The organism is Serratia sp. BNK-33-b (assembly GCF_048684565.1).
In the GTDB taxonomy this organism is placed as follows: domain Bacteria; phylum Pseudomonadota; class Gammaproteobacteria; order Enterobacterales; family Enterobacteriaceae; genus Serratia; species Serratia marcescens.
The window spans coordinates 1,792,576-1,817,962 of sequence record NZ_JBLQTZ010000001.1; the positions used below are offsets into that span (position 1 = coordinate 1,792,576).

Below are 25,387 nucleotides of genomic sequence, written 5' to 3' on the forward strand. Positions count from 1 at the left end.
TGAGTCATAGGTTACCGGTCCGTATGGCTGCGAATCGCCCAAAATTCCATGTCCAGCCCCGGGAACTCACCGGCCAGATGCAGGGCGAAGGCGCTGGATTTTTCCATCTGTTTCCACAGGTCGCCGCCTTTTTCCAGCTCGAAATAGGTATAGCCGGCGTGATAGGGGATCTGACGCGGCGCGGCGGGCATGGTGCGCAGGCCGATGCCCGGTAGCTGCAGCTGCACCAGATCGCGGATGCGCGTGACCGGTGCGATCTTCATCTGCGCCGGGAAGTGGGTCAGCAACACCTCGGCGGCCACGTCGGCGCGCACTGCCAAGACGAAACCGAAGTCGCGCATCATTTTGGTGTCCTGCACGGTGGCGACGTTCAACCCGTGGGATCGTTCGACCAGCGTCAGCTGAATGGCGTTGTCTTCCAGCACCACCGACAATCCTTGACGCAGCAACAGCATCAGCTTGCCGAAGCACAGCGCCAGGTTGTCGTGGTCGTACACCGGCAGGCGGCCTTCCGGGGTACGCTGCGCCGAGAAGCTGGCGAGCTCGGTGGCGAACTGCAGCCAATCGGCGAACAGGCGCTCCGGGTGCAGATGGTCGAGGTGATAGGCGTGACTCACCTGGCCGAGATGGCGGTTGATCAGCTGCAGCAGCATGAAATCGACCATTTCGGAACTGCCGCCGCGCCCCGGCTGCAGCAGGCGCTGGCTCATCTGCTGGCTGCGCTGTTGCAGCAGGCCCTGCAGATCGTTGATGAAGGTCTTCAGTACCGGGTTGCCCTGGCAGTTCAGCATCGGCGGGATCTGTGCGGTATCGAGACGCAGGCTGTTGTCGCCGCGCTTTTCCAGCACGCGGGTAACGCCGAGCGCCGTCCATTCGGCGTTGAGTTCACTCTCCAGCATCAGCCGCAGGCGCAGGCGGCCAAATTGCAGCGCCGCGCTGCCCACCGAGACGGCATTAAGATCGTCGACTTCGTTCTCGTAAGCCAGATAGCGCGCCAGCGCCTCCGGGCTTTCCTGAAAGATCACGTCTTCACGCCCTGCGCGGTAAGTCGGCAGGGCCAGCACCACGTTCTCACCGGTCTTGTTTTCGGCGATGCTCAGCGGCGCGGGCGCCTGCTGGGCGCCGGCAAAGCGAAACGGCGTGCCGTCCGGCATGATGCCGCTGGCGGCGTTGAGCGCAATCTTGCCCTGGCGCAGCAGCGTTTGGTCCAGATCCAGGGTGAGGAACCCCCAGAAACAGCCGCTGTGGGCCTGACCCCAGTTGCGCATATAGCCTTCGAGATAGTTTTCCGCCTGCTGGAAATGGTGAGGGCGCAAAAACATCCCCTCAGTCCAGACAACCTTATGAGCATCTTTCATCATCACACCTATAGTTACTTCGCTTCAGCGCAGCGGTAGGTCAGTCGACCTTTTTTACGGGACGCAGGCCATTCACGCCCGCGACGATATGCGCTTCCAGCTCATCCGGCGAGAATTGCCATACCTTGTAGAAATTGGTTTCGGTGGGCTCCGGCAGCGGCAGCGAAATGCGCCAGGTCTTGCCGTCCAGGTTTTGATACTCGGCGATTACGCCGATGTAACGTGCGTCCAACGCGCTTTGCCCGCCGAGCGTCTTGCCGGTCTGGCCCGGCGTCAGGAAGAACTGATCGCTGTCCAGCAGGCTATTGCCGAGCACGCTTTTGGCGTCGTTTTGCAGACTGAAGAAGTCGGCATCCATGAATTCCGCATCCGAACGCAGCAGCAGCACGCGAATTTTTATCGGCGCCGGTTGCGCGCCGGCGGCGGCGTTGACCTGGCGATCGGCATCGAACACCAGGCTGTAGCGCGACGGCACGCTTTTGGCGGAAGACATGCAGCCGCCGAGCGCCAACGCGCCCAGCAGCAGAAACAGCATCCCGCACCAGCGGGAAGCGATAGGGGTCGTCATCATGGGAATCTCGTCGCCCGCAGGCGTACTGACTACTGGAGGATCCAGGTGGCTGAGCCGGCGTTTTTACACGCCTTGCTGTCGCCGCCGACTTTGACGCAGTCCTGTTTGGCGGCGCGCGCGCGGCGCGGCAGATCTTTGCGCAGCGTCGATTTGTAGCGCGCTTCCGGCACGCCGGCGTTGGCCTGGATATAACCCACCAGATCGCCGCCGCGGATGGCGGAGATCGCCAGCCAATTGTTTTCCACTTCGCCCAGCGCGTAGAACGCGGCGGCGTTGTCCAGGCTGCCGACGGCGGTGCCGGTATAATCGGGGCTGCTCATGATGCTGGCGGCGTACAGACTGCGGTATTCCTCACCGATCGGTTTGAACTGTTTCGGCGCGCTCACCGCGGCGCGGTGCTTTAGCGTGACGCCATTGACTTCACTGCTGACGATGGCGTCGTTATTGAGCGCCGGCGGCGGTGGCGGCGGGGTGGAGCAACCGGCAAGCGTCAGGGCGGTCAGCAGCGTCAGGGTAATCCGTGTTTTCACAATGTCCTCTTCTTCTTGATTGAATGGCTGTGTAATAAGGCGCCGTCATCAGGGCGCAAGCAGCAACACTTTTAATTGGCTCGGCACGATGCGCATGCCGAGCGCGTTGGTGGAATTCTGCAGGCTGAGGCTGGTCAGCCGGGTGGCCGGGGTGCCTTTGAGCAGCACGGTAAAGGCGCCGGTCAGGTGGCGGGACGGCCCCATCACCGTCCCGGAAGCGACCCCGGTGGCCACGCCGGGGTTGTCGCCGTTGGTCAGCGGCGTCACCGTCGCCATGTTGTGCGCCGGGGTGCCGACGAACAGAATATTGAATGCGTTCGGGATGGCGGTCGGCGCGAGGGCGATATCCGGGTAGGGCACGGGCACCGGCGCCGGGCTTGGCGTCAGACAGACGTCGGGAAACGCCAGGTCCACGCCGATCATTTGGCTGTTGGCAAACATAAAAGGCCTCCGCAGGTTATCCGACGTGGATTTGTTCCGAATCCAGCTTGGTGATGTCTTTCGAGGTAATCAGCGTGTTGCGGGCATGAATGCGGGCGTAATCTTCCGCCTGGTAATCCAGCTGCCCGGCGCGCACGTGCTCGGTTTGGCGCACTTTGCGGAACAGCGAATGGCTGATCTGGCTGACTGAATGCCACAGCGACTCGCAGCGTTTGCCGACCAGGCGGCTGAGGCTGACGAAGGCCGACAGCTCTTCGCCGCTGTATTTCATCTTGTCGACGTGGCAGTCGCCGCTGTTCGCCTGCAGCGTCATGGCGTCGCCGCTCAGGTTCAGCGCCTGCGCGCCGTGCAGCGACAGCGAACCGTTCGGCGTTTCAATCTGCAGATCGCCTTCGACGCAGAGCCGCGCCGCGTTTTGCGGTTCCGCACGTTCGAGGACGGCGATCGCCCACAGCTGGTGGCCGCAGCCGGCGACCAGCACGTTATCGCCGAGGGCCGGCGTCAGCAGGCAGCTCGCCGCCCGGCGGCAATGCCAGCCGCGGCCTTCGCACTCCACCACCAGGCTGCCGTCCGGCAACAGATTGACGATCTGGCCGGCGGCCTGCTGGGGCGGTGCGATGTTGACGGCGCGAGTTGTGTTGGCAACGCTCATGGTGATCCCCTCGTGAAGTGGTCAATGCATTCAGATTCGGCTCTGGCGCTGTGCGCTCCAGGTTTCAGCGGCGTACAGCTCTTCGTCGCTCTCGAGGATCCCGCTGCGATCGCCCCAGCGTGTTTGCTGCTGGTGGGCGCGGTGCATGCGGGTGCGCATAAAACGCGCGCGCCGGAAATCGGCGGCGCCGATGTCGGCGTAACAGAAGTCGGCGTAGGTCAGGTCGCTGTCGCTGAAATCACAGCGCGCCGCGCGGCTGCGCTGGAACAGGCATTGATACAGGCGCGCCTGGCTAAAGTTGGCGGCGTCCAGCGTCGCTTCGCTGAAGATCGCCTGATCGAACTGCCCGCTGCGGCACTGCGCGTGGGTCAGATTGGCCTCCAGCCACAGTGACTGCTGCGCTTGCACACCCGTCAGGTTGGCGCGCCGCAGCGAAGCGCCCTTGAAATTGCTCTGGCGCAACGTCGCCTGGCTGAAATCGACGTCGTCCAGTTGGTTATCGGTAAACTGGCAGGCGATGAGGCGCTGCCCGGCGTAACTTTTGCCGCGGTGGTCACATTCGAAAAACGTGACGCGGTCGAAATCAACCCCTTCAAACCTTGTTTCACAGAGATTTAATCGAAAGAATGTGACAAGTGACAGCCTCGTATGGCTTAAATCTGCGCCGTCGAGCGGGCTTTCGTAAAAGGTGGTGCGATCGTGCTGAGTGGCGGAAAAATTCGCGCCGGCCAATTGGCATGACATCCAGTGGCTTTGGTTGAGCGACAGCCGGCTGAAGTCGCTCTGTTCAATCCGGCAGTCGTTGAACATCGTCAGTTCGATATGGCTCTCGCTGAAGCGGCCGCCCGCCATGACGCACTGATTGAAGGCCGTTTGCTTCAGGTTCGCCCGCGCAAATTGAGCGTGTTCGAGCCGGCAATCGCTGAAGACGCTGTCGCGCAGATCGCAATCGGAGAAGTTCACGCCGTTCAGGTTCAGTTCGTTGAACATGCCGCCGGCTAAATCCATACCGGCGAATGACAGGCCGTGCAAATCCTCACCGGCAATCAGCTCGCCGCGTTTCACGCGCTGGCGTATCTGCTCAGGTTTTGACGTCATACTTCCTTCCCGTTATGGCGAGGCAATGTTTTCACCCTGGCGGTATAGGCACCGTCGAGCCGTGTCGCCTGATCCACTTGCGACTGCGACAAATCGGCCCGGAACAGATTGGCGCCCTGCAGGTCGGCGCCTGACAGCACGCATTTTTGCAGGATCGCCGCGATGAAATTGGCGTCGCGCAGGTGGGCCTGGGACAGATCGCAGCGAATGAACAGGCTGCCGCTGCCGTTGGCCTGACGGAAATCGGCCTCGTTCAGCCGGGCTTCCGACAGGTCGCAGTTGTCGAGGCGCGCGCGGTTGAAATTCGCCCGCTGCAACGGCATCTGGCGCAAATTGCACTGGTTCAGCGTCGCGTCGCTGAAATCCGCCTGCGGCAACAGCGTCTTGGCCGCGAAGGCGCAGGCGGTGAGGCGTGCGGCGCGGAAGCTGAGGCTTTGTGTCTCGGTATCAACCCAGGCGCAGCTCTCTAGCCGCGCCCGATCGAAGTTCACCGCCAGCAGCCGGCATTTGACGAAGCTGACTTTGTCGAGCCGGGCGTGGCTGAATTTCAGCTGCTCCAGTTGCAGCTCCATCAGCGTAATGTTGGCCAGCGTGGCGCGGTTGAAGTCACACTGCCCGAGCAGGGTTTCGTATCCCAGCAAGTCGCGTAACGACGCCATCGTGAAATCGCAGCGTTGAAACAACGTTTGCTGAATGTTGGTTTCGTGCAACCGCGCGCCGCCGAAATCCGTCGCTTCGCATTTCGCCAGGGCCAAGGAGGCGTGGCTCAAATCGGCCTGCTGTAAGACGGCGCCGCTGAGATCGGCGCGCGCCAACATCGCCTCGCGAAGATCGCAACCCACCAATTGGGTTTGGCGCAGATCGGCGTTTTCCAGCAAAGCGCCGCGCAAGTTAGCCTGGCAGAGATCCATGCCGGACAGATCGGCGCCGGTGAGATCAAGACCGCTGAGATCTTTATCGCGCAGCATGGCGGCGGCGACGCGTTGGCGAATGATTTTCGCCAGATCGCCACGCAAACGCAGTGCAGGGCTTTGCGCCTGCGCCGACATTAAATACATTTGATGCAGCGCGCGCTCGCTTTCCCCACGCTGTTTAGCGCTAAACGCGTCGGGATGGCGGCGCGCCTCCTGGAACAGCAGATCGCGTTGCTGCTGGTAGCTTTCCGCACCGGATGGCGGCACGTGATCCCCACCGGGGTTGAGCGGATCGATGCCCTCGGCTTGCGTCAGCTTGAGCATGTCCTGATACTGCGCCTCGGCCTGGTTTTCCAGACGCTCGACGAATTCGGCGAGCTGGTCAAGCTTCGGCGGCGCCTCTTGCGACGGGCGCGGGAAAAGTTCATCGATGTCTTGCCCCTCGCGCAGCAGACGCTGGCGATGCTCTTCGCGTTGCTGGTGCTCGTAGGCGGCGATATTTTCCGCCATCGGGCTTTGCTGCGTCGGCGTTTCCGTATCCAGCCAGGCGCCGATGCACGCCTCCGGCAGCAACTCTTGTTCACGAAAAGCGTGCAGAGCACCCCGTTCTTTATCCAGCCGCTGGGCCAACACCTGCCGATAATGCGCGGCGGAGCGGGGCTCGCCTTCGGTTTCCAGGGCCGGCATCAGCTGCATCACGTCGGCGGCATCGTCTTCATTGATGCGTGTGCTGCCCTGATAAATCAGCAGCATCTGTTCCCGATGTGGGAAGAACCAGACGGTGGTGTGGCGCATCGCGATCTCTTCGAAATGCGTTTCGCCGCCGCGCAGCCGGTTGATGAAGCAGCGCGCGCGCCACGGCGGCAAATGCCCTTGCTGCACCGGTTCTGAAGGGTGCATGTTCCAAATCCGATAGGCGGCCCGGGGCGGCAAGCTGTCGCGTTGAGGAAACTGCTGATCGCTTTCCGCCATGTTGAACAGGCGCCAGTCGATATCGTTGGCGAAGCCGGGAAAGCCGTTTTTCAACCAGTCGGCGTCGTAGTTTTTGCCGATGCGGGAGAAGCGGCGCGGCCAGGTGATATCCAACGCGTCAAAGCTTGCCGGTTGCGCGCTTTGCCGAGAAGACGCAAGGCGCCCCTGCAGGGGTTCAACATTGGGTAGGCGATGGATGCGGCCTTGCGGAAATGTTTCTGGGGTGGCGCCGATGCCGTGCGGATTATCGGCGAACTGTGCGCCGCCGTAAGCCCGGCGCCAGTCCAGACGCATCTCTGCAAAAGGGAGGGGAGTAGAGGGGCGATCGTTGATCCAATGGCGATCGCCGAAAACCACCAGCGTTTTTTCCAGCGAATCAAGCTGGATCTTCACGGCGCAAGCGGTTTTGTCTTGTTGATGATGGGTGTAGGCGTTGCCGGTGGCGAGAAACTCCGCGCAGGCTTTTGGGATAGCCAAATCGAGCACGCCGCCGCTCAACGTGAGTTCGTCGGCGGCCAACTGCCACAACTCCGGTTCGGGACGCAGGCGCGGGGCTGCCCCCATGTCGGCCAAGGCCAAAACGGAAACGCCCAGATGGTTTTGCCCTTGCCAAGAGAAGGGTCGATGAAGCGCGCTGAGGCGCAGAGGTTTTACGACTTTCATTGTGTGTGTAAAGCTTCCTGTGGATATCAGCCGGCAGCCAGGCTGCTTGCTCAAAAACAATCCGTTTTTCGGTTTAATAGATATCAGGCTATGTCACAACAGATGAAGAAAACGATACGGCGTTCAGAGCCGATCGCCAATGCGGGGAGCGCCCCGCTTCGAAATGGATGATCAAGAGGACAGTGCGTTGTCCTTTCCGCTTATTCCACGAGCCAGCAGCACGGCCGCCACGGACAACGCCGCGGCGATCGCCTTGGCGATCAATTGGCCGGGCTCTCCAGGTGATAGGGCGCAAAGAAGCCGACGTCGGCGGTGCCCAGGATCAGCAGCGCGGCGAGCGCCGCAAAACAGGGCAGCTCTATCGCCAGCGCCAGGCGGCCGGTGGGCGCCGCACCCAGGTAACTCATCAAAAAGCCGGGAAAAATCAGCAATCCGATCAGTTCTGCGGGGGCATTCACCGCAGACATCACCTGCTGGTTGTATTTCAGGAGCGCCAGCATCAGCGCGACAAAGATCAGCAGCCGCAAAGGCAACGTGACCGCTCGGTTGGCCGACAAGAAGGTTTTGCCGATCGCAGCGAGCAATACGCAGCCAACCAGGATGCCAAAGAAGGTAAACAGGATTTGTCCCCAGAGGCTGTCCTGCGTCGAAAAGGCAATGAACGTGCCCATCGTGACACTTCCTTATGCAAGGTGATTTCGCGAACTGATGAACGATAAGCCGTTTCGGATCGCGTGATTGAAGGGATGCTTTTCGCTCAAAGCCGGGAAAGCTCTTCGATCACCGCTTTTTTGGGATTCTTCGGATCGTACTTTATCGCGATGAAATGGCCCGGCTGATAACGCGGCAGATCCACGACGCTGATCGGGCCTTTCGCCACGGCCGTACGGTTTTTCCCGTCTTGGGCGATGTACTTGACTTCGACTTCGCAGACCGGCCGATTCCCGTCCCACAGGTTGGTCTGGCGAATGCTGACGATTTGCCCTGAGGCGGAAATACCGTTCTCCATCACGCTGAGGGAAGAACCGATATGTTTGAAATAACCCCAGATATCGACCGTGATGAATTTGAAAAAGCCCACCAGGCTGAGAATAGGAGCCAATAAAATCAAACCGATAACGGTGAAAACATTTTTGGCCTTCGACATGGGTGTCCCTTTACAAGAAGATCGCCAGCGCCTTGGTGCTCAATCGTAAGGCACCGTTGGTCACCAGCGCGCCAAGCTGTGTGAACGTCATGGGATCATTACTGAGCTTGAAATTGGTTTTGCTGATCGACAGCGGGTTGTGCGAAATATCGAGCATCGTGTGTTTCAGGCTGGCCCCTGTCAACGCAAGATTTGAACCGTAAAAGGCGAAGTTGGCCCCGGTCGCCACCCATTTCAAGCCGTGGCAGTTGTCTTTCCAGCTCGGTGTTTGCACCGATACGCCGTCGCTGCTGGTGATATTGATCGTTTTCGCTTTGATGGTCAGCGTGCCGGTGATCGTTGTGCTCTGATCGTTTTTGTAGGTCTCGGTGACATTCCCGGTTACGGTGGCGGTTTGGCCGCCGCCTTTAATCGTCAATTCCTGCCCGCCGGCGGAGATGGTGGTGTGCTGCCCGCCGGAAGTGATGTTGACCGTTTGCCCTTGTTTGATGGTGCTGGTTTGTTGCCCCTCGGTAATGTCGAGGGTCTGGTTGCCTTTGACCGTGACATGCTGGGTTTGCGTAATGTTTTGCGTCTGCGCGCCGTCGAGCTTGAAGGACTGATTGCCGGTGATGTCGATTTTATCGCCGCCGTCGATAATCGTCAGGTCGCGGCCGCCTTTGATGTTCACCGTCTGATGAGCGTTCAGGTTGGCGGTTTCCAGCCCATTGACCGTCGTGGTGCGTTTCGCTTTGTACAGGAACGTGGCGTCGCCGGTGACGGTGTCGTCCTGCTGGCGACCGATGATGGTGGTGCGACTGCCGTCAATATTGACGTTCTTGTCGTTTTCCACCGTCATGTTCATGTTGCGTTCGGCGTGCATGTCGAAAGATTCGTTGCCGGGCGCATCTTCCAGGAACAGGAAGCTGGCATTGTCGGCGCCGCCGCCTTTACTGCGGCTCATAAAGCCCATTTTGGTGGCGTCGCCGGGCAGATCCCACGGCGGCATGCTGTCTTCGTTGTAAACGCGGCCGGTGATGATGGGGCGATCCGGATCGCCGTTGATAAAGTCGACCACCACTTCTTCACCGACGCGCGGGATCTGGATCCCGCCGTATTTCCAGCCGGCCCAGGCGCTGGAGACGCGCACCCAGCAGGAGCTGGTTTCGTTGCCGCTGCCGTGGCGATCCCAACGGAACTTGAGTTTCACCCGGCCATATTTATCGGTCCAGATGCTTTCGCCTTCCGGGCCCACCACTTCGGCGGTTTGCGGGCCATGGGTTTTCGGCCAGGGCGTGGTGCGCGCCGGGCGCCAATTGATGTCCGCCGGAACGACCTGAAATTCGGTTCGCTGCTCGCCGACGTCGTTATCGTTGCTGGCGTAGCTGTTTTCCTGCATGAAGTAATGCGCGCTGACCACCAGGTAGGCGCGGTTGTCTTCCATACGCGGCGCCTGGGTCAGTTGAAAACGGTAGCCGGGCGCAATGCCCTGCGAATTGCCTTCGCCGCTCATCTGCTCATGCTGCGCTTCGAACTCCTGTTGGCGAACCTTGACGTAAAACTGGCCATGGGCGTGATCGGTATAACGGCCGGGCCAGTCGAACACCTCGGCTTTGTCCTGCGCGAACGAGGCGGGATTTTGCCGGGCTTCCAGCAACCGCGCGCGCGGCTTGCGAAAATCGTAGTCATCCAGGCTATACAGGCTGGGCGTGATGGCGTCAGAAACGCTCCAGCTATTGATGCTGTCTTTGTTTTCCACCAGGCCGCCTTCCGCGAGCTGATAGGGAATGCTGGCGTAGCCGGCGAGTTCCTGATGCGCCGCCGGCGCGTCAGCCAGCACCAGCGTATGGCCGTCTTGCTGGTGCGTGAAATAGTAATAGATGCCTTCGTGTTCCATCAGACGGCTGATGAAATCGAAATCGCTCTCTTGGTACTGCACGCAGTACCCCCAGATGCGGTAGTCGTAACTCAGGCGGTTATCGATTTTCACCTGATACTGCCCCAGCACCTGAGTCAGGATGTCGGGAACGGTCTTTTCCTGGTAGATGCGAAAATCGCGGTTTTGCGTCAGATACCACAGCGTGGGGCGCAGCACGGCGCGGTAGATATAGTAACGGTTGCCGCCGGCTTCTCGTCCAGAGAGGGTCATGCGCGTGATATTGCCGTTGAGATAACGCGGCGCCAACGGATTGCCCCGCAGCTCCAGTGTGATTTTTTGTCCCAGCAGCGCTTTCAGATCGAGCCGATTGTCGGGGCTGAGCAGCTCGACGTCGAATTCGAACAGGCCGGCCAGTTTTTCCTCACCGGAAAGGCTTCTGAACAACAGCTGATGGGCGGGCAAAGGCGTGTGCGCAATGATAAGACGATCCATACTATTCCCCGGTTTAGGCATAGCTACCGCACGAGAATTGACGCGCGATCCCGATGGCGTATCTGTCACGAATGGAGACAGGAACTGACGAAAGATTTAACAAAGTTTACACAAAGGCACGATTTGTGCAGTCTACAATAGAGCACTGCATTTGCAAAATAGCCTTGTGGATCAATGCTCAATTCGTTAACTTGCTCACGATCTTGTTTTTTATCATTTAAAACATATGGATGCTGGTAGATCATTTTTTATCTCAAATTATTGGGTAATTGGTCATACCAAAAAATAAATGTGTAACACATAAGTCAACGTGCTTATAAAACAACTCTTTTTTTACGTAAAAAAAGTCACTGACTGTTTTTTATCCTTACCATTTGCCAGTTAAAGATGATCAAATATATAAATTTGGCGAATGTTAATTCGGATGATTCCTATTTGGTGGGCGTCCCAGGGCCCGCCGACGGGCCTGGGAACATGCGTTTGAACGGTTGAAAATGCAGCGAATGCCGCCGTTAGCGTGGAGAGGAGGCGAAGGAGAGTTGACCGATCAGCTCGCAGAGCCAGATTAAAGCCGGGTCGCGTTGCGCCTGCCGGCCGGCGATCAGCTCAATGGGGAAAGGTGCGATGGCCAACTCGTCAGGCAGCGGGAGAATGCGTACGCGTTGCGGATCGGAAAAATGCCGGGCCGCGCTGGCGGCCAGCGTGGCGATCAGATCGCTGTCGGCGACCACGGCCGGCAGAGCGGCAATGTGTGAAAAGGTCACGGCAACGCGCCGTTGACCGCCGATTTCCGCCAGACGCCGGTCGACCAATCCTCTGGCAGAGCCGTCGTCTGCCGGTGCATACAGCCCATGCGGCAGGCTGAGGTAGCGCGCCAGATCCCAGCGGCCGTCCGCCAGCTGTGGGTGTGAACGGCTGGCGATACACACCAGATGTTCTTCAAACAACGTGCGCACATAGTGGCTTTCCGCACCGGAAAGGTGCCCTCCCAGCGCGATATCCACCTCGCCGCGATCCAGCTGCCGGTAAATATTGTGGCGATCCAGGCGCGAAACGCGAATATCGATGCCGGGTGCAGTCTGACGCAATCGACTGATGATGGCGGGCAGCAGCAAGATATCGGCATAGTCGCCGGCTGCCAGCGTAAAACGCCGCTGCCCGGCGGTGGCCGGGTCGAAACGGGCAGGGGGCGCCAACGCCAGATGGATCTGTTCAAGCACCCGCTGTATTTGCGGCATCAGCTGGTGGGCGCGCGGCGTGGGCGCCATGGCGCCGCCGCTGCGAATAAACAGCGGATCGTTCAGAAGAATGCGCAGCCGCGCCAATGCATTGCTGACGGAAGGTTGCGCGCGGTTAAGACGCCGGCCTGCGGCGGTGACGTTGCGCGTCTGATACAACGCCTCAAACACCACCAGCAAGTTGAGATCGACGCTGGATAAATTCATTTCATGAATACCATATATAAAGATAATCCATTTCCAGAATCATACTGCGTTCTTTAGGCTGGAAGTACACGAATTTAGCCTTCAATCAGGGGAAATGATGAACAAAGTCTTGATCACCGGCATTGAGCCGTTCGATGGTGATGCGGTGAATCCTTCCTGGCAGATTGCGCAGGCGTTGGCCGGTGAACATATTGCCGGCGCGGAGATCGTGGTGCTCGAGCTGCCCTGCGTATTGGGCGTGGCCAATCAGCAGTTGATCGCGGCGATTGAGGCATTGCAGCCGCTGGCGGTGATTTGTCTGGGGCTGGCCGGCGGCCGGGCCGAGATATCCCTGGAACGGGTGGCCATCAATCTGATCGATGCCCGCATTCCCGACAATGCCGGTAAACAGCCGATTGACGTGCCGGTGGTGGCCGGCGGGCCGGTGGGCTATTTCAGTACGCTGCCCGTCAAGGCCGCGGTGCAGCAACTGCGCCGGCAGGGGATCCCCGCGGCGGTCTCTTATACGGCAGGCACCTACAACTGCAACCATATTTTTTATGGTCTGCGTCACTATCTGGAGACGCATCATTCGCGGGTCAGGGGCGGGTTCGTGCATATTCCGTACAGCCATGAACTGGCGGCAGCGCACCCGGGCAAGCCGAGCATGGCGCTGGCGACGATGGTGGAAGCGGTGCGCACTGTCGTGCAGGTGACGCTGACGGTAGAGGAAGATGTGCGATTCGGCGATGGCGCCGTACATTAGCCGTACATTAAAAGCAGGGCGTGGCGTACCACGCCCTGCTGCGGGTTATTCGTCGGCGACGCGGATCACCAGTTTGCCGAAATTTTTGCCCTGTAGCAGGCCGATAAACGCCTGCGGTGCCTGCTCCAGCCCGTCGACGATGTCTTCGCGGAACTTGATTTTCCCCTGTTCGACCCAACTGCTCATTTGTTGCAAGAACTCGTCAAAGCGAGCGCCGTAGTCGTCAAAGATGATAAAGCCCTGCATGCGGATGCGTTTGCGCAGGATCAGTCCCTCCAGCAGCGGCAAGCGGTCCGGCCCCGCGGGTAATCCGGTGGCATTGTAATGGGCGATGATGCCGCATACCGGAATGCGCGCTTTGGTGTTCAACAGCGGCAGTACGGCGTCGAACACCGCCCCGCCGACATTCTCGTAATAGATGTCGATACCCTGTGGGCAGACAGCGGCCAACCGTTCGGCAAAGTCTGGGGCGCGGTGATCGATACAGGCGTCGAAACCCAACTCTTCCACCACATAGCGGCATTTTTCCGCACCGCCGGCGACGCCGACGACGCGGCAGCCTTTCAGTTTGCCGATTTGGCCGACCACCGAACCAACCGCACCGCTGGCGGCGGCCACCACCAGCGTTTCACCCGTCTGCGGTTGGCCGATGTCGAGCAGCCCCATGTATGCGGTAAATCCCGGCATGCCGAGCACGCCCAGCAGGCGGGAAGGGTGCGGCAAATGCGGGCCGAGGTTGCGCAGACCGCTGCCGTCGGACAGCGCATATTCCTGCCAGCCGTCATATCCCAACACCCAATCGCCGACGTTGAAATCGGGATGCTGTGAGGCCGCCACGCGCGATACCGTACCGCCCACCATCACCTGACCGATCTCCACCGGCGGCGCATAGGAGGGGGCATCGCTCATGCGTCCGCGCATATAAGGATCCAACGACAGATAGACGGTGCGCAGCAGCAGTTGGCCGGCACCGGGTTGCGGTGCGGGGACGGTATCGAGACGGAAGTTCGCCGCCGTCGGTTCGCCGTGCGGACGCGAGGCCAGCAGGAAGCGGCGGTTCTGTTGAGAAGGGGACATCGAAAGCTCCTTTGTGTTGCGGCAAACAAGGTCCGTTAAGCCTAGTCCAGGGGCGCTAAGGGGACGTGACCGAATGTGCTTAGCTCAGAGCGGAACGATCAGCACGTCGATATGACTGATATTGATAAAGCGGGCGGCGGAACAGGAGACTTTGTTCATCATGCTGTCGCGGTGATTGCCGCAGAGCAGCAGGTCGAACGGCTGACGGCGGCTGGCGAATGCCAGGCTGTCACCCAGCTCGCCATGCACGATCAGCGTATCGGCGATAGGGTAGCCGGCGCGTTGGCGCAGTTCTTCCATAAACAGCCGGGTTTCCTCTTCCATCAGCGAGCGCAAATCGCCCAGCATCGGCCCGGCGAAATTATTGTACATTTCCGGATTAGCTAGGGTGCTTAACAGGGTGATGCTGCCGCCGTAAGGGCGAACGATGGAGACGGCCTTTTCCACCAGGCGGTGGCTGTCAGGGGCAACGGCGACGGTGACCAGAACGTTTTGATACCCCATATCCGACTCCTTGTTGTATCCATCGTGTTTCAGGCTGCCGCATCGGCGGCCTTGGTGGAAGCACTGCGTCGGATAAAGGGTAGAACCTGGTGAGCCTAATAAATGTGTTTCATATCACGCGCGGCAATAAAAGCTGAATTTGCCCCGGTTATATAGCAATAAAAGATAAAACCGTTGCCGCACGTAATTTCACTGAATTAAAGCACCTGTGCCCACAGCGTTTTCGGCACCTTGCCCAGATCGAACAATTTACCGGCAACCAGCTCGGCGCGACGGTGGTCGGCGGCACGGTACATATTGCTCATTTCCGTATCGTTTTCAATGGAGTAGTTCAGTTTGTCGTACACCTTTTCCAGGCTGTCCAAAGAGGAGCATTTACGAAATGTCAGCAGATATTCGAGCGTATCGGTCATGATTAAAATATAGCCTGTTAATAGTTAAAGCCGGGTGAATAACACATGGCGACTCACGGCGACGCCGTCGAGGCAGCGATGTACGACCTGACAAAAATCATTTCAATTAGATAAATTGCACTGGGTAATGATGTCACGCCGCCCGTAGCGGCGCTTTGATAAATCATAATATGCCAGTGCGCCGTCAGCAATCTCAGCCTGCTGATTAATGGAGAAATAGGGAAAGTCTCAGGGCGGTTGACGGCCGACGCGTCGTCATTCGTGCTGTGCACCAGCGCGCGGTGCCGTGCCGGCCTCTTTTGCGGTGATTTTTTCACCCGGCCGTGGCGCCGTCGCGGCATTGGGCGGTGTTTGTCGCCGCTGCCTGCGTTGAAAAACCGTTTTTTCGATGACGAAATATCAACAGTAAAACAAAACTGCGTTTTATTTTATGACAATGAAGTGATGAAAGCCAAAGCCATGTAAATAATCTCTGGGGTGAGGGGGAATTATCTCGGCGTCAGAAAAAGAAATAAAAAGCATTAAAGTTTTATGAATTGCCGCCGATATAACGTTTTGGGGAAATTTAGCTCAAAAAAAGCATTCTTGCATCGTGCTAATACGGAAACATATCGTTACGTCTGTTAGCTTGTTCACTACGCCTGCGAATCATTGATAAGCCATAATCACCTGATGTTGAAAATTAGAACAGCCTCAGGCGGAGGGCTTAAGTCAAATCCGATAGCTAATAACCTTATAGTTTACATTGGTTATTTTTCAGCTTGGATATTTTTTAGTAACTCAAATGGTTATTTATACTGAGTTTGTTGCCTATATGCAGATTTTTGTTCTGTTATTTTGGTTTGGTGATGCTTTTGTTCGAATTGATCTAAAAAAGATAATTTTTTGGCGGATAAACATTGTTTTTAAGACGTTTTTTTACCTATGGCTGTTTTATGAGCAAATTGACGGTCAATAAATGAACGTATTTGGGTGTATTTGGCTTAATTATTTTTTATTTTTGTGATCTATGTCACATTGTATTTAAAATTGCCTCTCACTTACATTGTGTGTGCTAATGGTTCAGGGGTAGAGTTGCGCTGCTTTAGGAATAATCTTATTAAATTTGTAAAAATAGTTTCATGGTGACTAAACACTATCGAAGCAGAATGCTGTACATCCATACACGTTGGTTTACGCTCGTAGCAAATACTGAACAGTGGTCGAATTTAGCGATTGTCGAAAATTATAGCAGTCGTTTTTGAGAGATTAATTTGCCAACTTTGGGAAACAACCCAAGTCACGGGCGATAAAATTTATCACCCAGCGTATGTTTTTAAACATAGTCTGTCGGGATGGGGAATATGGGTACGTCTGAATTACTTAAGCATATTTATGACATCAATCTGTCATATTTACTTTTAGCACAGCGTTTGATCAACGATGAAAAAGCGTCCGCAATGTTTCGCCTGGGTATTGATGAAACCATGGCCGATGCGCTGGCGCAGCTGACTTTGCCGCAAATGGTTAAACTGGCCGAGACCAACCAGCTGGTTTGCCACTTCCGCTTTAACGAAAGCCAGACCATCGAGCGCCTGACCAAAGAGTCGCGCGTCGACGATCTGCAACAAATCCATACCGGCATTTTGCTATCAAGCCATTTACTGCAAGAGCTATCGAGTAAAGACGCTAGCCCGACGAAGAAAAGAGCCTGATGATGGTTGAGAAAAGTATCGTTCAAGAAGCCAAGGACATTCAGCTCGCCATGGAGCTGATTTCGCTGGGAGCCCGATTGCAGATGCTGGAGAGTGAAACCCAGCTTAGCCGCGGGCGCTTGATTAAACTTTACAAGGAGTTACGCGGCAGCCCGCCGCCAAAAGGAATGTTACCGTTCTCAACCGACTGGTTTATGACCTGGGAACAAAATATTCACTCGTCGATGTTTTACAACGCTTACCTGTTTTTGATGAAAAGCGGGCAGTGCAGCGGAGTGGAGGCGGTGATCAAAGCCTATCGCCTCTATCTCGAGCAGTGTCCGCAGCAGGCCGGCGAGGCGCCGTTGCTGGCGCTGACCCGTGCCTGGACGCTGGTGCGCTTCGTCGATAGCGGCATGTTGCAGCTTTCCGCCTGCAGCTGCTGCGGCGGCGCATTTATCACCCACGCGCACCAGCCGCTGAATGGTTTCATCTGCAGTTTATGCCAACCCCCATCCCGCGCCGTAAAAAGACGTAAACTTTCGCCGCAACTGGCCGATATTATTCCTCAACTGCTGGACGAGCAGGTCAAACGCGCCATTTGAGCCGCCACATTGCCGGCTCTCGGCAATGAATACCGACGTGTGATACGCAGGGGCGGCATGCCGCCCCCAGACATGCAGCCTGGTCTGTCGCGCCAGGGCGCGTTTGCCCCACCTTCCATCCACATTGTTAATTTAAGGAATGCGTGTGCTAGTTATTTTGGGTTATCTCGTGGTATTGGGCGCGGTGTTTGGCGGCTACCTGATCGTGGGCGGTCATCTCGGTGCGCTCTATCAGCCGGCGGAGTTTCTGATTATCGGCGGGGCGGGGGTCGGCGCTTTCATCGTCGGCAACAACGGCAAAGCGATCAAAGCCACGCTGCGCGCCCTGCCGCGCCTGATGCGCCGTTCCAAATACAACAAAGATCTGTATATGGATCTGATGGCGTTGCTGTTCCGTCTGCTGGCCAAATCGCGTCAGCAGGGCATGCTGTCGCTCGAGTTCGATATCGATAATCCGCAAGAAAGTGAAATTTTCTCTAATTATCCGCGCATCCTTGCCGATAACACCCTGGTGGAGTTCATTACCGACTATTTACGGCTGATGGTGAGCGGCAATATGAATGCGTTCGAGATCGAAGCGCTGATGGACGAAGAGATCGAAACCTACGAGCAGGAAAGCGAAGTGCCCGCCGGCAGTCTGGCGATGGTGGGCGACTCCTTGCCGGCGTTCGGCATCGTCGCGGCGGTGATGGGGGTGGTGCACGCCCTGGCTTCGGCTGACCGTCCGGCCGCTGAACTGGGCGCGCTGATCGCTAACGCCATGGTCGGTACTTTCCTCGGCATTTTGTTGGCCTACGGCTTCATCTCGCCGCTGGCGACGTTGCTGCGCCAGAAGAGCGCCGAAAACGTCAAGATGATGCAATGTATCAAGGTCACGCTGTTGTCGAGTCTGAACGGTTACGCGCCGCAGATCGCAGTCGAGTTTGGCCGCAAAACGCTGTATACCACCGAACGTCCTTCTTTCGTTGAGCTGGAAGAACACGTGCGCCGCGTGAAAGCGCCGGCGCAGCAGGCGACGGAAGAAGAAGAAGCATGAAACAGAATCATCCGGTCGTTCTGGTCAGAAAGCGCAAATCGCATCATGCCGCTCATCACGGCGGCTCCTGGAAGATCGCTTATGCCGACTTTATGACGGCGATGATGGCGTTCTTCCTGGTGATGTGGCTGCTGGCGATCGCCAGCCCGCAGGAGCTGACGCAAATCGCCGAATATTTCCGTACGCCGCTCAAGGTCGCCCTGACCAGCGGCGACAAGAGCAGCTCCGAGAGCAGCCCAATTCCGGGCGGCGGCGACGATCCCACGCAGCAGCACGGCCTGGTGAGAAAACAGGTCGATTCGCCGGACGCGCGCGCCGAAGAGCTGCGCCTGAACAAGCTGCGCGAAAAGCTGGATGAGTTGATTGAGTCCGATCCGCGCCTGAAGGCGCTGCGCCCGCATCTGCTGATCAACATGATGGACGAGGGGTTGCGCATTCAGATTATCGATAGCCAAAACCGGCCGATGTTCAAAACCGGCAGCGCGCAGGTCGAGAGCTATATGCGCGATATTCTGCGGGCGATAGCGCCGATCCTCAACGACTTGCCGAACAAGATCAGCCTGTCCGGCCACACCGATGATATCCCTTACGCCACCGGCGAGCGCGGCTACAGCAACTGGGAACTGTCGGCCGATCGCGCCAACGCCTCCCGACGCGAGCTGATCGCCGGCGGCCTGGCGGAAGGCAAGGTGCTGCGGGTGGTGGGCATGGCGGCCACCATGAGCCTGAAACAGCATGGCGCCGATGACGCGATTAACCGACGCATCACCGTGTTGGTGCTGAACAAGCAAACGCAAGAGGGCATTGAGCACGAAAATGCCGAAAGCAACGCGCTGGATATCGCCCAACCGGACAGTCTGAAGCAGCTGGCGCCGTCGGCGACCGCACCGGCCAGCCAAACGCCGGAACCCTCGGCGACAGCCCCGGAACCGGTGGCGCCAACGCCAAGCGCTCCACCGCAGGCATCCCCGGCGATAGCACCGGCCGATCAGGCGCCGGAACAACCGGCTTCCGCACCCGCACCGACTAACCGCGACTCACAGCCAGAGGTGACCCCGTGAGCATGGACATTAGCGATTTTTATCAGACCTTCTTTGATGAGGCAGACGAGTTGCTGGCCGACATGGAGCAACACCTGCTGGAGCTGGATCCGCTGGCCCCCGATATCGAGCCGTTGAACGCCATCTTCCGCGCGGCGCATTCGATCAAGGGCGGCGCGGCGACCTTTGGTTTTTCGGTGCTGCAGGAAACCACCCACCTGCTGGAGAACCTGCTGGACGGTGCAAGACGCCAGGAAATGAGCCTGAGCACCGAGATTATCAACCTGTTTCTGGAAACCAAAGACATTATGCAGGAGCAACTGGACGCCTATAAAACCTCGCAACAGCCTGACGCTGAAAGCTTTGAATACATTTGTCAGGCGCTGCGCCAGCTGGCGTTGGAAGCGCAACAGCAGCAGGGGGCGCCTGCGGCTCAACCGGCCGTTCAGCAGCCTGTCGTTAAGCCATCGGCCGCGCCGGCGGCGATCGAGGGCGGCATGCGCATCAGCCTGAACGGGCTGAAAGCCAGTGAAATCCCCTTGATGTTGGAAGAGCTGGGCAACCTCGGCGAGGTTAAAGATCCGCATCAAACGGAACACAGTCTGGACGTGACGTTGCTCACCTCCGCCAGCGAAGACGACATCAGCGCCGTGTTGTGCTTCGTGCTGGAACCGGAACAAATCAGCTTCTCGACGCCGCCCCAGAGCGAACCGGCCATCGCAGAAGCGAGCTTACCGGAAGCGGTCGACGTGCCGGAGCCTGCGCCTGCGGCGGTCGCGAACGCCGCGCCGCCTGCCGCCAAACCGGCCGCCGCAGCGGCCGAAGCGCCAAAAGCGCGCGCCAAGGCGAGCGAGTCCACCAGCATTCGCGTGGCGGTGGAAAAGGTGGATCAGCTGATCAACCTGGTGGGCGAGCTGGTGATCACCCAGTCGATGCTGGCGCAACGCTCCGGCACGCTCGATCCGGTGAACCACGGCGATCTGCTGAACAGCATGAGCCAGCTGGAGCGTAACGCGCGCGATCTTCAGGAGTCGGTGATGTCGATCCGCATGATGCCGATGGAATACGTCTTCAGCCGCTATCCGCGCCTGGTGCGCGATCTGGCCGGCAAGCTGAACAAGCAGGTGGAGTTGACGCTGCAAGGCAGTTCCACCGAACTGGACAAGAGCCTGATCGAACGCATTATCGATCCGTTGACCCACCTGGTGCGCAACAGCCTCGATCACGGCATCGAAGAGCCGGCCACCCGCATCGCCGCCGGCAAGTCGGCGGTGGGCAATCTGGTGCTGTCGGCCGAACACCAGGGCGGCAACATTTGTATTGAAGTCATCGACGACGGCGCCGGCCTGAACCGCGAAAAAATTCTCGCCAAGGCGGCTTCGCAAGGGCTGGCGGTCAGCGACAGCATGAGCGACGAAGAGGTCGGCATGCTGATCTTTGCGCCGGGCTTCTCTACCGCCGAACAGGTGACCGACGTTTCCGGCCGCGGCGTCGGCATGGACGTGGTGAAAAGGAACATTCAGGAGATGGGGGGCCACGTCGAGATCCGTTCGCAGGCCGGTAAAGGCACCACCATCCGCATCCTGTTGCCGCTGACGCTGGCGATCCTCGACGGCATGTCGGTCAAGGTGAACGACGAAGTCTTTATCCTGCCGCTGAACGCGGTGATGGAATCGCTGCAGCCGCAGGCGGAAGATCTGCATCCGTTGGCCGGGGGCGAACGCGTGCTGCAGGTGCGCGGCGAATACCTGCCGCTGGTGGAGCTGTATCGGGTATTCGAAGTGGACGGCGCCAAAACCGACGCCACGCAGGGCATCGTGGTGATCCTGCAAAGCGCCGGCCGCCGCTATGCGTTGCTGGTAGATCAACTGATTGGCCAGCATCAGGTGGTGGTGAAGAACCTGGAAAGCAACTACCGCAAAGTGCCGGGCATCTCCGCCGCGACCATTCTGGGCGACGGCAGCGTGGCCTTGATCGTCGATGTCTCGGCGTTGCAAACCTTGAACCGTGAAAAGCGTCTGACGGACGCCGCCGCATAATAATGAGTTTATTGATTTAAAAGGTGAATGATATGGCAGGATTGGCAGCCGTCAGCAAATTGGCTGGCGAAACGGTAGGGCAAGAGTTTCTGATTTTTACCCTGGGCAACGAGGAGTATGGCATCGATATCCTCAAGGTGCAGGAAATTCGCGGCTACGATCAGGTGACCCGCATCGCCAACACCCCGGCGTTCATCAAGGGCGTCACCAACCTGCGCGGCGTGATTGTTCCCATCATCGATCTGCGGGTGAAGTTTTCGCAGCAGAGTGTTTCCTACGATGAGAACACCGTGGTGATCGTGTTGAACTTTGGCCAGCGCGTGGTGGGCATCGTGGTTGACGGCGTCTCCGACGTGCTGTCGCTCACCGCCGATCAGATCCGTCCGGCGCCGGAGTTCGCGGTGACGCTGGCGACCGAATATCTCACCGGCCTCGGTTCGCTGGGCGAGCGCATGCTGATCCTGGTGGATATCGAAAAGCTGCTGAGCAGCGAAGAGATGTCGCTGGTCGACAGCGTGGCGAAAAGCGTCTGATTTCAGACTCAAGGGGCGGGGCGCCGCCCCCTTTAACCTTCACTTTCCCTGATCTGTCGCGATGGCCTCAGCCGCGCCCGGAACCCCCACTAAAAATAGTTACTTTCCCGCATAAAGTTTTGCCGCACGGCGCCGATAACTCTCACATTCAACGTCATCAGAGCCTGTCTGCGCGGGCTTCAACAAGGGAAATCATGTTAAATCGTATGAAGGTGGTCACCAGCCTGTTGCTGGTGTTGGTGCTGTTTGGCGCCTTGCAGTTGATTTCGGGCGGACTCTTTTTCTCCTCGCTGAAAAGCGATAAGGAAAACTTTACCGTCCTGCAAACGATCCGCCAGCAGCAGCTGCAGCTGAGTGAAAGCCGCGTTGACCTGCTGCAGGCGCGTAACTCCCTGAACCGCGCCGGTATTCGCTACATGATGGATACCAACAAGATCGGCAGCGGCGCCACCATTGATGAACTGCTGGCCAAAGCGAAGGAAGAGCTGGGTGAAGCGGAAAGACACTACGCCGCGTACGAGAAAATTCCTCAGGACCCGCGCCAGGATCCTCAGTCGGCGGAACGCCTCAAGCAGCAGTACGATGTGCTGTACGGCGCGCTCTCCGAGCTGATCCAACTGCTGGGCGAAGGCAAAATCAACGCTTTCTTCGATCAGCCTACGCAGAGTTACCAGGACAACTTTGAGCAGAGCTACAACGTTTATCTGGAGCAAAACGGCAAGCTGTACCAAATCGCGGTCGACGGCAGCAACAGCTCCTACAACTCGGCCATTTGGACGCTGATCGTGGTGCTGGTGGTGGTGCTGGCGGTGATCGTACTGGTCTGGACCGGTATCCATCACATCCTGGTGCGCCCGCTGAACCGCATGATCGATCACATCAAACAGATCGCCGCCGGCGACCTGACTCAGCAGATCGTCGTCAACAGCCGCAACGAAATGGGCGTGCTGGCGGCCAGCCTGAAACATATGCAAAGCGAACTGATCGAAACCGTCAGCGGCGTGCGTCAGGGCGCGGACGCCATCTACAGCGGCGCGTCAGAAATCGCCGCGGGCAACAACGATCTCTCCTCCCGCACCGAGCAGCAGGCCGCGTCGCTGGAAGAGACCGCCGCCAGCATGGAACAGCTGACCGCGACGGTGAAACAGAACGCCGAAAACGCCCGTCAGGCTTCACAGCTGGCGCTGAGCGCCTCCGAAACCGCGCAGAAAGGCGGCAAGGTGGTGGCCAACGTGGTGCAGACCATGCACGACATCGCCGGCAGTTCGCAGAAGATCGCCGATATTACCGGCGTGATCGACGGCATCGCCTTCCAGACCAACATCCTGGCGTTGAACGCCGCAGTGGAAGCGGCGCGCGCCGGCGAACAGGGCCGCGGCTTCGCGGTGGTGGCCGGTGAAGTGCGCAACCTGGCGCAGCGCAGCGCACAGGCGGCGAAAGAGATCAAAGGCCTGATCGAAGACTCGGTCAGCCGCGTCGATATGGGCTCCGTGCTGGTGGAAAGCGCCGGGGAAACCATGGGTGACATCGTCAACGCCGTCACCCGCGTGACCGACATCATGGGCGAAATCGCCTCGGCTTCGGACGAGCAGAGCCGCGGCATCGATCAGGTTGGCCAGGCGGTAGCGGAAATGGACCGCGTCACCCAGCAGAACGCCTCGTTGGTGGAAGAATCCGCCTCGGCGGCGGCGGCGCTGGAAGAACAGGCCAGCATGCTGACCCAGTCGGTAGCGGTATTCCGCTTGAGGTCGGAAGGCCAGGAAGAGTTTAAGGCGCCTGTCACCAGCAAGGCGCCGGTAACACCGGTAATCAATCATAAGAAAATGAACGCCAGCGATCTGCAGGATAACTGGGAAACGTTCTGACCGGTATCGGGCCTCTCTCGCAGAGGCCCTTTTCCCTACGTAGGCCGGTCGCCGGCCGGCTGCAAGGAGGTTCACAGTGTTTAACCGAATCCGTATCTCTACCAGCTTGTTCCTGTTGTTGATGACCTTCTGCGTTCTGCAGTTGGCCAGCAGCGGCCTGTCGTATTCCGCGTTTCGCTCCGATAACCACAACCTCGACATCATCACCCTCGGCAGCCAGCAGCGCGATTCGCTCAGCCTGAGCTGGGTGTCGCTGTTGCAGGCCCGCAATACGCTGAACCGCGCCGGCACCCGCGCGGCGCTGAAACTGCCGCAGGAGCAGGTGAACGAATTGATGAGCAGCGCCCGCAGTTCGCTGCAGAAGGCCGACCTCTATTTCAATCAGTTCATGGCGGTTGAACGCAGCAGTGAACAGCAGAACCAGCAGACGGCCACCACCAAGGCCAGCTACGAGCGGCTGCGCGGCGCGCTGCGTGAACTGATCGGTTTCCTGGAAAAGGGCGAGCTGCAGGCGTTTATGGATCAGCCGACGCAGAAAACCCAGGACCTGTTTGAGGCTGACTTCGTGCAGTATTTGCAGTTGGTCAATGGCGACATCAGCGAGGCTCGAGACGCCAACCAATTCTCCTTCACGCTGGCGGGCCTGATGCTGGCGGGGGCGGTCTTGATGCTGATCGTGGTGACCGGCAGCGCCATGTGGTGGTTGCGCACCATGTTGGTACAGCCGCTGAACCAAATCCGCAGCCACTTTGAACGCATCGCCGCCGGCGATTTGGCGACGCCGATTCAAGTGTATGGCCGCAATGAAATCAGCATGTTGTTCGCCAGCCTGCAACGCACGCAGCAGTCGCTGATCGGTACCGTCGGCGCGGTGCGCGACGGTGCGGAGTCGATTCTGATCGGCCTGCAGGAGATCGCCGAAGGCAATAACGATCTCTCTTCCCGTACCGAGCAGCAGGCCGCTTCGCTGGAAGAAACCGCCGCCAGCATGGAACAGCTGACCGCGACGGTGAAGCAGAACGCCGACAATGCGCGGCAGGCCTCTCAGCTGGCGCGCGACGCTTCGGCCACCGCGGCCAAGGGCGGCGAACTGGCCGGGGACGTGGTCACCACCATGCACGATATCGCCAACAGTTCGCAGAAAATCGGCGCCATCACCAGCGTGATCGACGGCATCGCCTTCCAGACCAACATTCTGGCGCTCAATGCGGCGGTGGAAGCGGCGCGCGCCGGCGAACAGGGGCGGGGTTTCGCCGTGGTCGCCGGCGAGGTGCGCAACCTGGCGAGCCGCAGCGCGCAGGCGGCGAAAGAGATCAAGGTGCTGATCGACGAATCGGTCAGCCGCGTCAAACACGGCTCGGTGCTGGTGGAAAATTCCGGCGCCACCATGCAGGACATCGTGCGTTCGGTGACGCGCGTAACCGACATCATGGGCGAGATCGCCTCGGCATCGGATGAACAGAGCCGCGGCATCGAGCAGGTGACGCAGGCGGTGACCCAGATGGATCAGGTCACCCAGCAGAACGCCGCGCTGGTGGAAGAATCCGCTTCTGCCGCCACCGCGCTGGAAGAGCAGGCCATTACCCTGGCCGACGCGGTCGCGGTATTCCGTCTGGCGGACGATAACGTCGTCGCGTCAGGTAACAGCAGCAACGCAGTTTCACCCGTGGTAAAGGAAGCCCAAGATTGTTAAACCGCATAAGCAGCACGTTTTTC

The 25,387-nt window shown here is 58.6% G+C and carries 23 protein-coding genes; 9 read left to right on the top strand and 14 right to left on the bottom strand.

What is annotated here, in order from left to right; translation table 11 throughout:
- Positions 1-11: 11 nt before the first annotated feature.
- The 11 genes from tssK to ACMGGK_RS08570 form a co-directional block, all read right to left on the bottom strand.
- Positions 12-1,358, bottom strand: a complete 1,347-nt coding sequence (tssK, locus tag ACMGGK_RS08520; RefSeq protein WP_049278152.1) for a type VI secretion system baseplate subunit TssK — start codon at positions 1,356-1,358, stop codon at positions 12-14.
- 40 nt (positions 1,359-1,398) lie between these two features.
- Entirely contained in the window at positions 1,399-1,929 is a 531-nt protein-coding gene (gene tssJ, locus ACMGGK_RS08525) for a type VI secretion system lipoprotein TssJ (RefSeq protein ID WP_042705419.1), read from the bottom strand.
- 29 nt (positions 1,930-1,958) lie between these two features.
- Positions 1,959-2,459 carry a type VI secretion system accessory protein TagV gene (tagV, locus tag ACMGGK_RS08530; RefSeq protein WP_033632731.1) on the bottom strand — a complete coding sequence of 167 codons (501 nt, stop codon included), beginning with the start codon at positions 2,457-2,459 and terminating at the stop codon, positions 1,959-1,961.
- Between the two features lie 48 nt (positions 2,460-2,507).
- Entirely contained in the window at positions 2,508-2,900 is a 393-nt protein-coding gene (locus ACMGGK_RS08535; RefSeq protein ID WP_004934933.1) for a DUF4150 domain-containing protein, read from the bottom strand.
- 16 nt (positions 2,901-2,916) lie between these two features.
- Positions 2,917-3,552, bottom strand: coding sequence for a DUF3540 domain-containing protein (locus tag ACMGGK_RS08540; RefSeq protein WP_049299104.1), 636 nt, complete (start codon positions 3,550-3,552; stop codon positions 2,917-2,919).
- 30 nt (positions 3,553-3,582) lie between these two features.
- A complete protein-coding gene (locus ACMGGK_RS08545; protein ID WP_164052549.1) occupies positions 3,583-4,650 on the bottom strand; it encodes a pentapeptide repeat-containing protein in 1,068 nt (355 codons plus the stop codon).
- A complete protein-coding gene (locus tag ACMGGK_RS08550) occupies positions 4,647-7,199 on the bottom strand; it encodes a DUF2169 domain-containing protein (protein WP_420276835.1) in 2,553 nt (850 codons plus the stop codon). Before ACMGGK_RS08550 ends, ACMGGK_RS08545 begins: the two co-directional genes overlap by 4 nt.
- A 260-nt stretch (positions 7,200-7,459) precedes the next feature.
- Positions 7,460-7,870, bottom strand: coding sequence for a hypothetical protein (locus ACMGGK_RS08555; protein WP_420276836.1), 411 nt, complete (start codon positions 7,868-7,870; stop codon positions 7,460-7,462).
- A gap of 86 nt (positions 7,871-7,956) precedes the next feature.
- The gene (locus ACMGGK_RS08560; protein WP_016927272.1) at positions 7,957-8,346 is read right to left on the bottom strand and encodes a DUF3592 domain-containing protein; all 390 of its coding nucleotides are present in this window, start codon (positions 8,344-8,346) and stop codon (positions 7,957-7,959) included.
- Positions 8,347-8,356: 10 nt separating this feature from the next.
- Positions 8,357-10,696 (bottom strand): type VI secretion system Vgr family protein, encoded by a 2,340-nt coding sequence (locus tag ACMGGK_RS08565; protein ID WP_016927273.1) that lies wholly within the window; start codon positions 10,694-10,696, stop codon positions 8,357-8,359.
- 512 nt (positions 10,697-11,208) lie between these two features.
- Entirely contained in the window at positions 11,209-12,141 is a 933-nt protein-coding gene (locus ACMGGK_RS08570) for a LysR family transcriptional regulator (protein WP_049299114.1), read from the bottom strand.
- Positions 12,142-12,238: 97 nt separating this feature from the next.
- Between ACMGGK_RS08570 and pcp the strand changes: the two genes are divergently transcribed.
- Positions 12,239-12,886 carry a pyroglutamyl-peptidase I gene (gene pcp / locus ACMGGK_RS08575; protein WP_033641394.1) on the top strand — a complete coding sequence of 216 codons (648 nt, stop codon included), beginning with the start codon at positions 12,239-12,241 and terminating at the stop codon, positions 12,884-12,886.
- Between the two features lie 45 nt (positions 12,887-12,931).
- Here pcp and ACMGGK_RS08580 read toward each other — a convergent pair whose 3' ends face one another.
- The 3 genes from ACMGGK_RS08580 to ydgT form a co-directional block, all read right to left on the bottom strand.
- Positions 12,932-13,963 carry a zinc-binding dehydrogenase gene (locus tag ACMGGK_RS08580; protein WP_197829086.1) on the bottom strand — a complete coding sequence of 344 codons (1,032 nt, stop codon included), beginning with the start codon at positions 13,961-13,963 and terminating at the stop codon, positions 12,932-12,934.
- A gap of 84 nt (positions 13,964-14,047) precedes the next feature.
- Positions 14,048-14,467 (bottom strand): universal stress protein UspC, encoded by a 420-nt coding sequence (uspC, locus tag ACMGGK_RS08585; RefSeq protein WP_016927278.1) that lies wholly within the window; start codon positions 14,465-14,467, stop codon positions 14,048-14,050.
- Positions 14,468-14,664: 197 nt separating this feature from the next.
- Entirely contained in the window at positions 14,665-14,880 is a 216-nt protein-coding gene (gene ydgT / locus ACMGGK_RS08590) for a transcription modulator YdgT (RefSeq protein WP_004934895.1), read from the bottom strand.
- Positions 14,881-16,223: 1,343 nt separating this feature from the next.
- On the opposite strand from ydgT, the gene flhD reads away from it, so the two are divergent.
- The 8 genes from flhD to ACMGGK_RS08630 all read left to right on the top strand — a co-directional run bounded on the left by flhD (position 16,224) and on the right by ACMGGK_RS08630 (position 25,364).
- A complete protein-coding gene (flhD, locus tag ACMGGK_RS08595; RefSeq protein ID WP_004934891.1) occupies positions 16,224-16,574 on the top strand; it encodes a flagellar transcriptional regulator FlhD in 351 nt (116 codons plus the stop codon).
- On the top strand, positions 16,574-17,158 hold the full coding sequence (flhC, locus tag ACMGGK_RS08600; RefSeq protein WP_016927281.1) for a flagellar transcriptional regulator FlhC: 585 nt from the start codon (positions 16,574-16,576) through the stop codon (positions 17,156-17,158). The genes flhD and flhC overlap by 1 nt, the downstream gene beginning before the upstream one ends.
- A 145-nt stretch (positions 17,159-17,303) precedes the next feature.
- Positions 17,304-18,194, top strand: a complete 891-nt coding sequence (gene motA / locus ACMGGK_RS08605) for a flagellar motor stator protein MotA (protein ID WP_015378266.1) — start codon at positions 17,304-17,306, stop codon at positions 18,192-18,194.
- Positions 18,191-19,255 carry a flagellar motor protein MotB gene (motB, locus tag ACMGGK_RS08610; protein ID WP_016927283.1) on the top strand — a complete coding sequence of 355 codons (1,065 nt, stop codon included), beginning with the start codon at positions 18,191-18,193 and terminating at the stop codon, positions 19,253-19,255. The genes motA and motB overlap by 4 nt, the downstream gene beginning before the upstream one ends.
- A complete protein-coding gene (gene cheA / locus ACMGGK_RS08615) occupies positions 19,252-21,273 on the top strand; it encodes a chemotaxis protein CheA (protein WP_049299119.1) in 2,022 nt (673 codons plus the stop codon). The genes motB and cheA overlap by 4 nt, the downstream gene beginning before the upstream one ends.
- 32 nt (positions 21,274-21,305) lie before the next feature.
- The gene (gene cheW / locus ACMGGK_RS08620) at positions 21,306-21,806 is read left to right on the top strand and encodes a chemotaxis protein CheW (protein ID WP_004934876.1); all 501 of its coding nucleotides are present in this window, start codon (positions 21,306-21,308) and stop codon (positions 21,804-21,806) included.
- Between the two features lie 194 nt (positions 21,807-22,000).
- Positions 22,001-23,671, top strand: coding sequence for a methyl-accepting chemotaxis protein (locus ACMGGK_RS08625; protein ID WP_004934873.1), 1,671 nt, complete (start codon positions 22,001-22,003; stop codon positions 23,669-23,671).
- Between the two features lie 76 nt (positions 23,672-23,747).
- On the top strand, positions 23,748-25,364 hold the full coding sequence (locus ACMGGK_RS08630) for a methyl-accepting chemotaxis protein (RefSeq protein ID WP_016927287.1): 1,617 nt from the start codon (positions 23,748-23,750) through the stop codon (positions 25,362-25,364).
- The last annotated feature ends 23 nt before the right edge of the window (positions 25,365-25,387 follow it).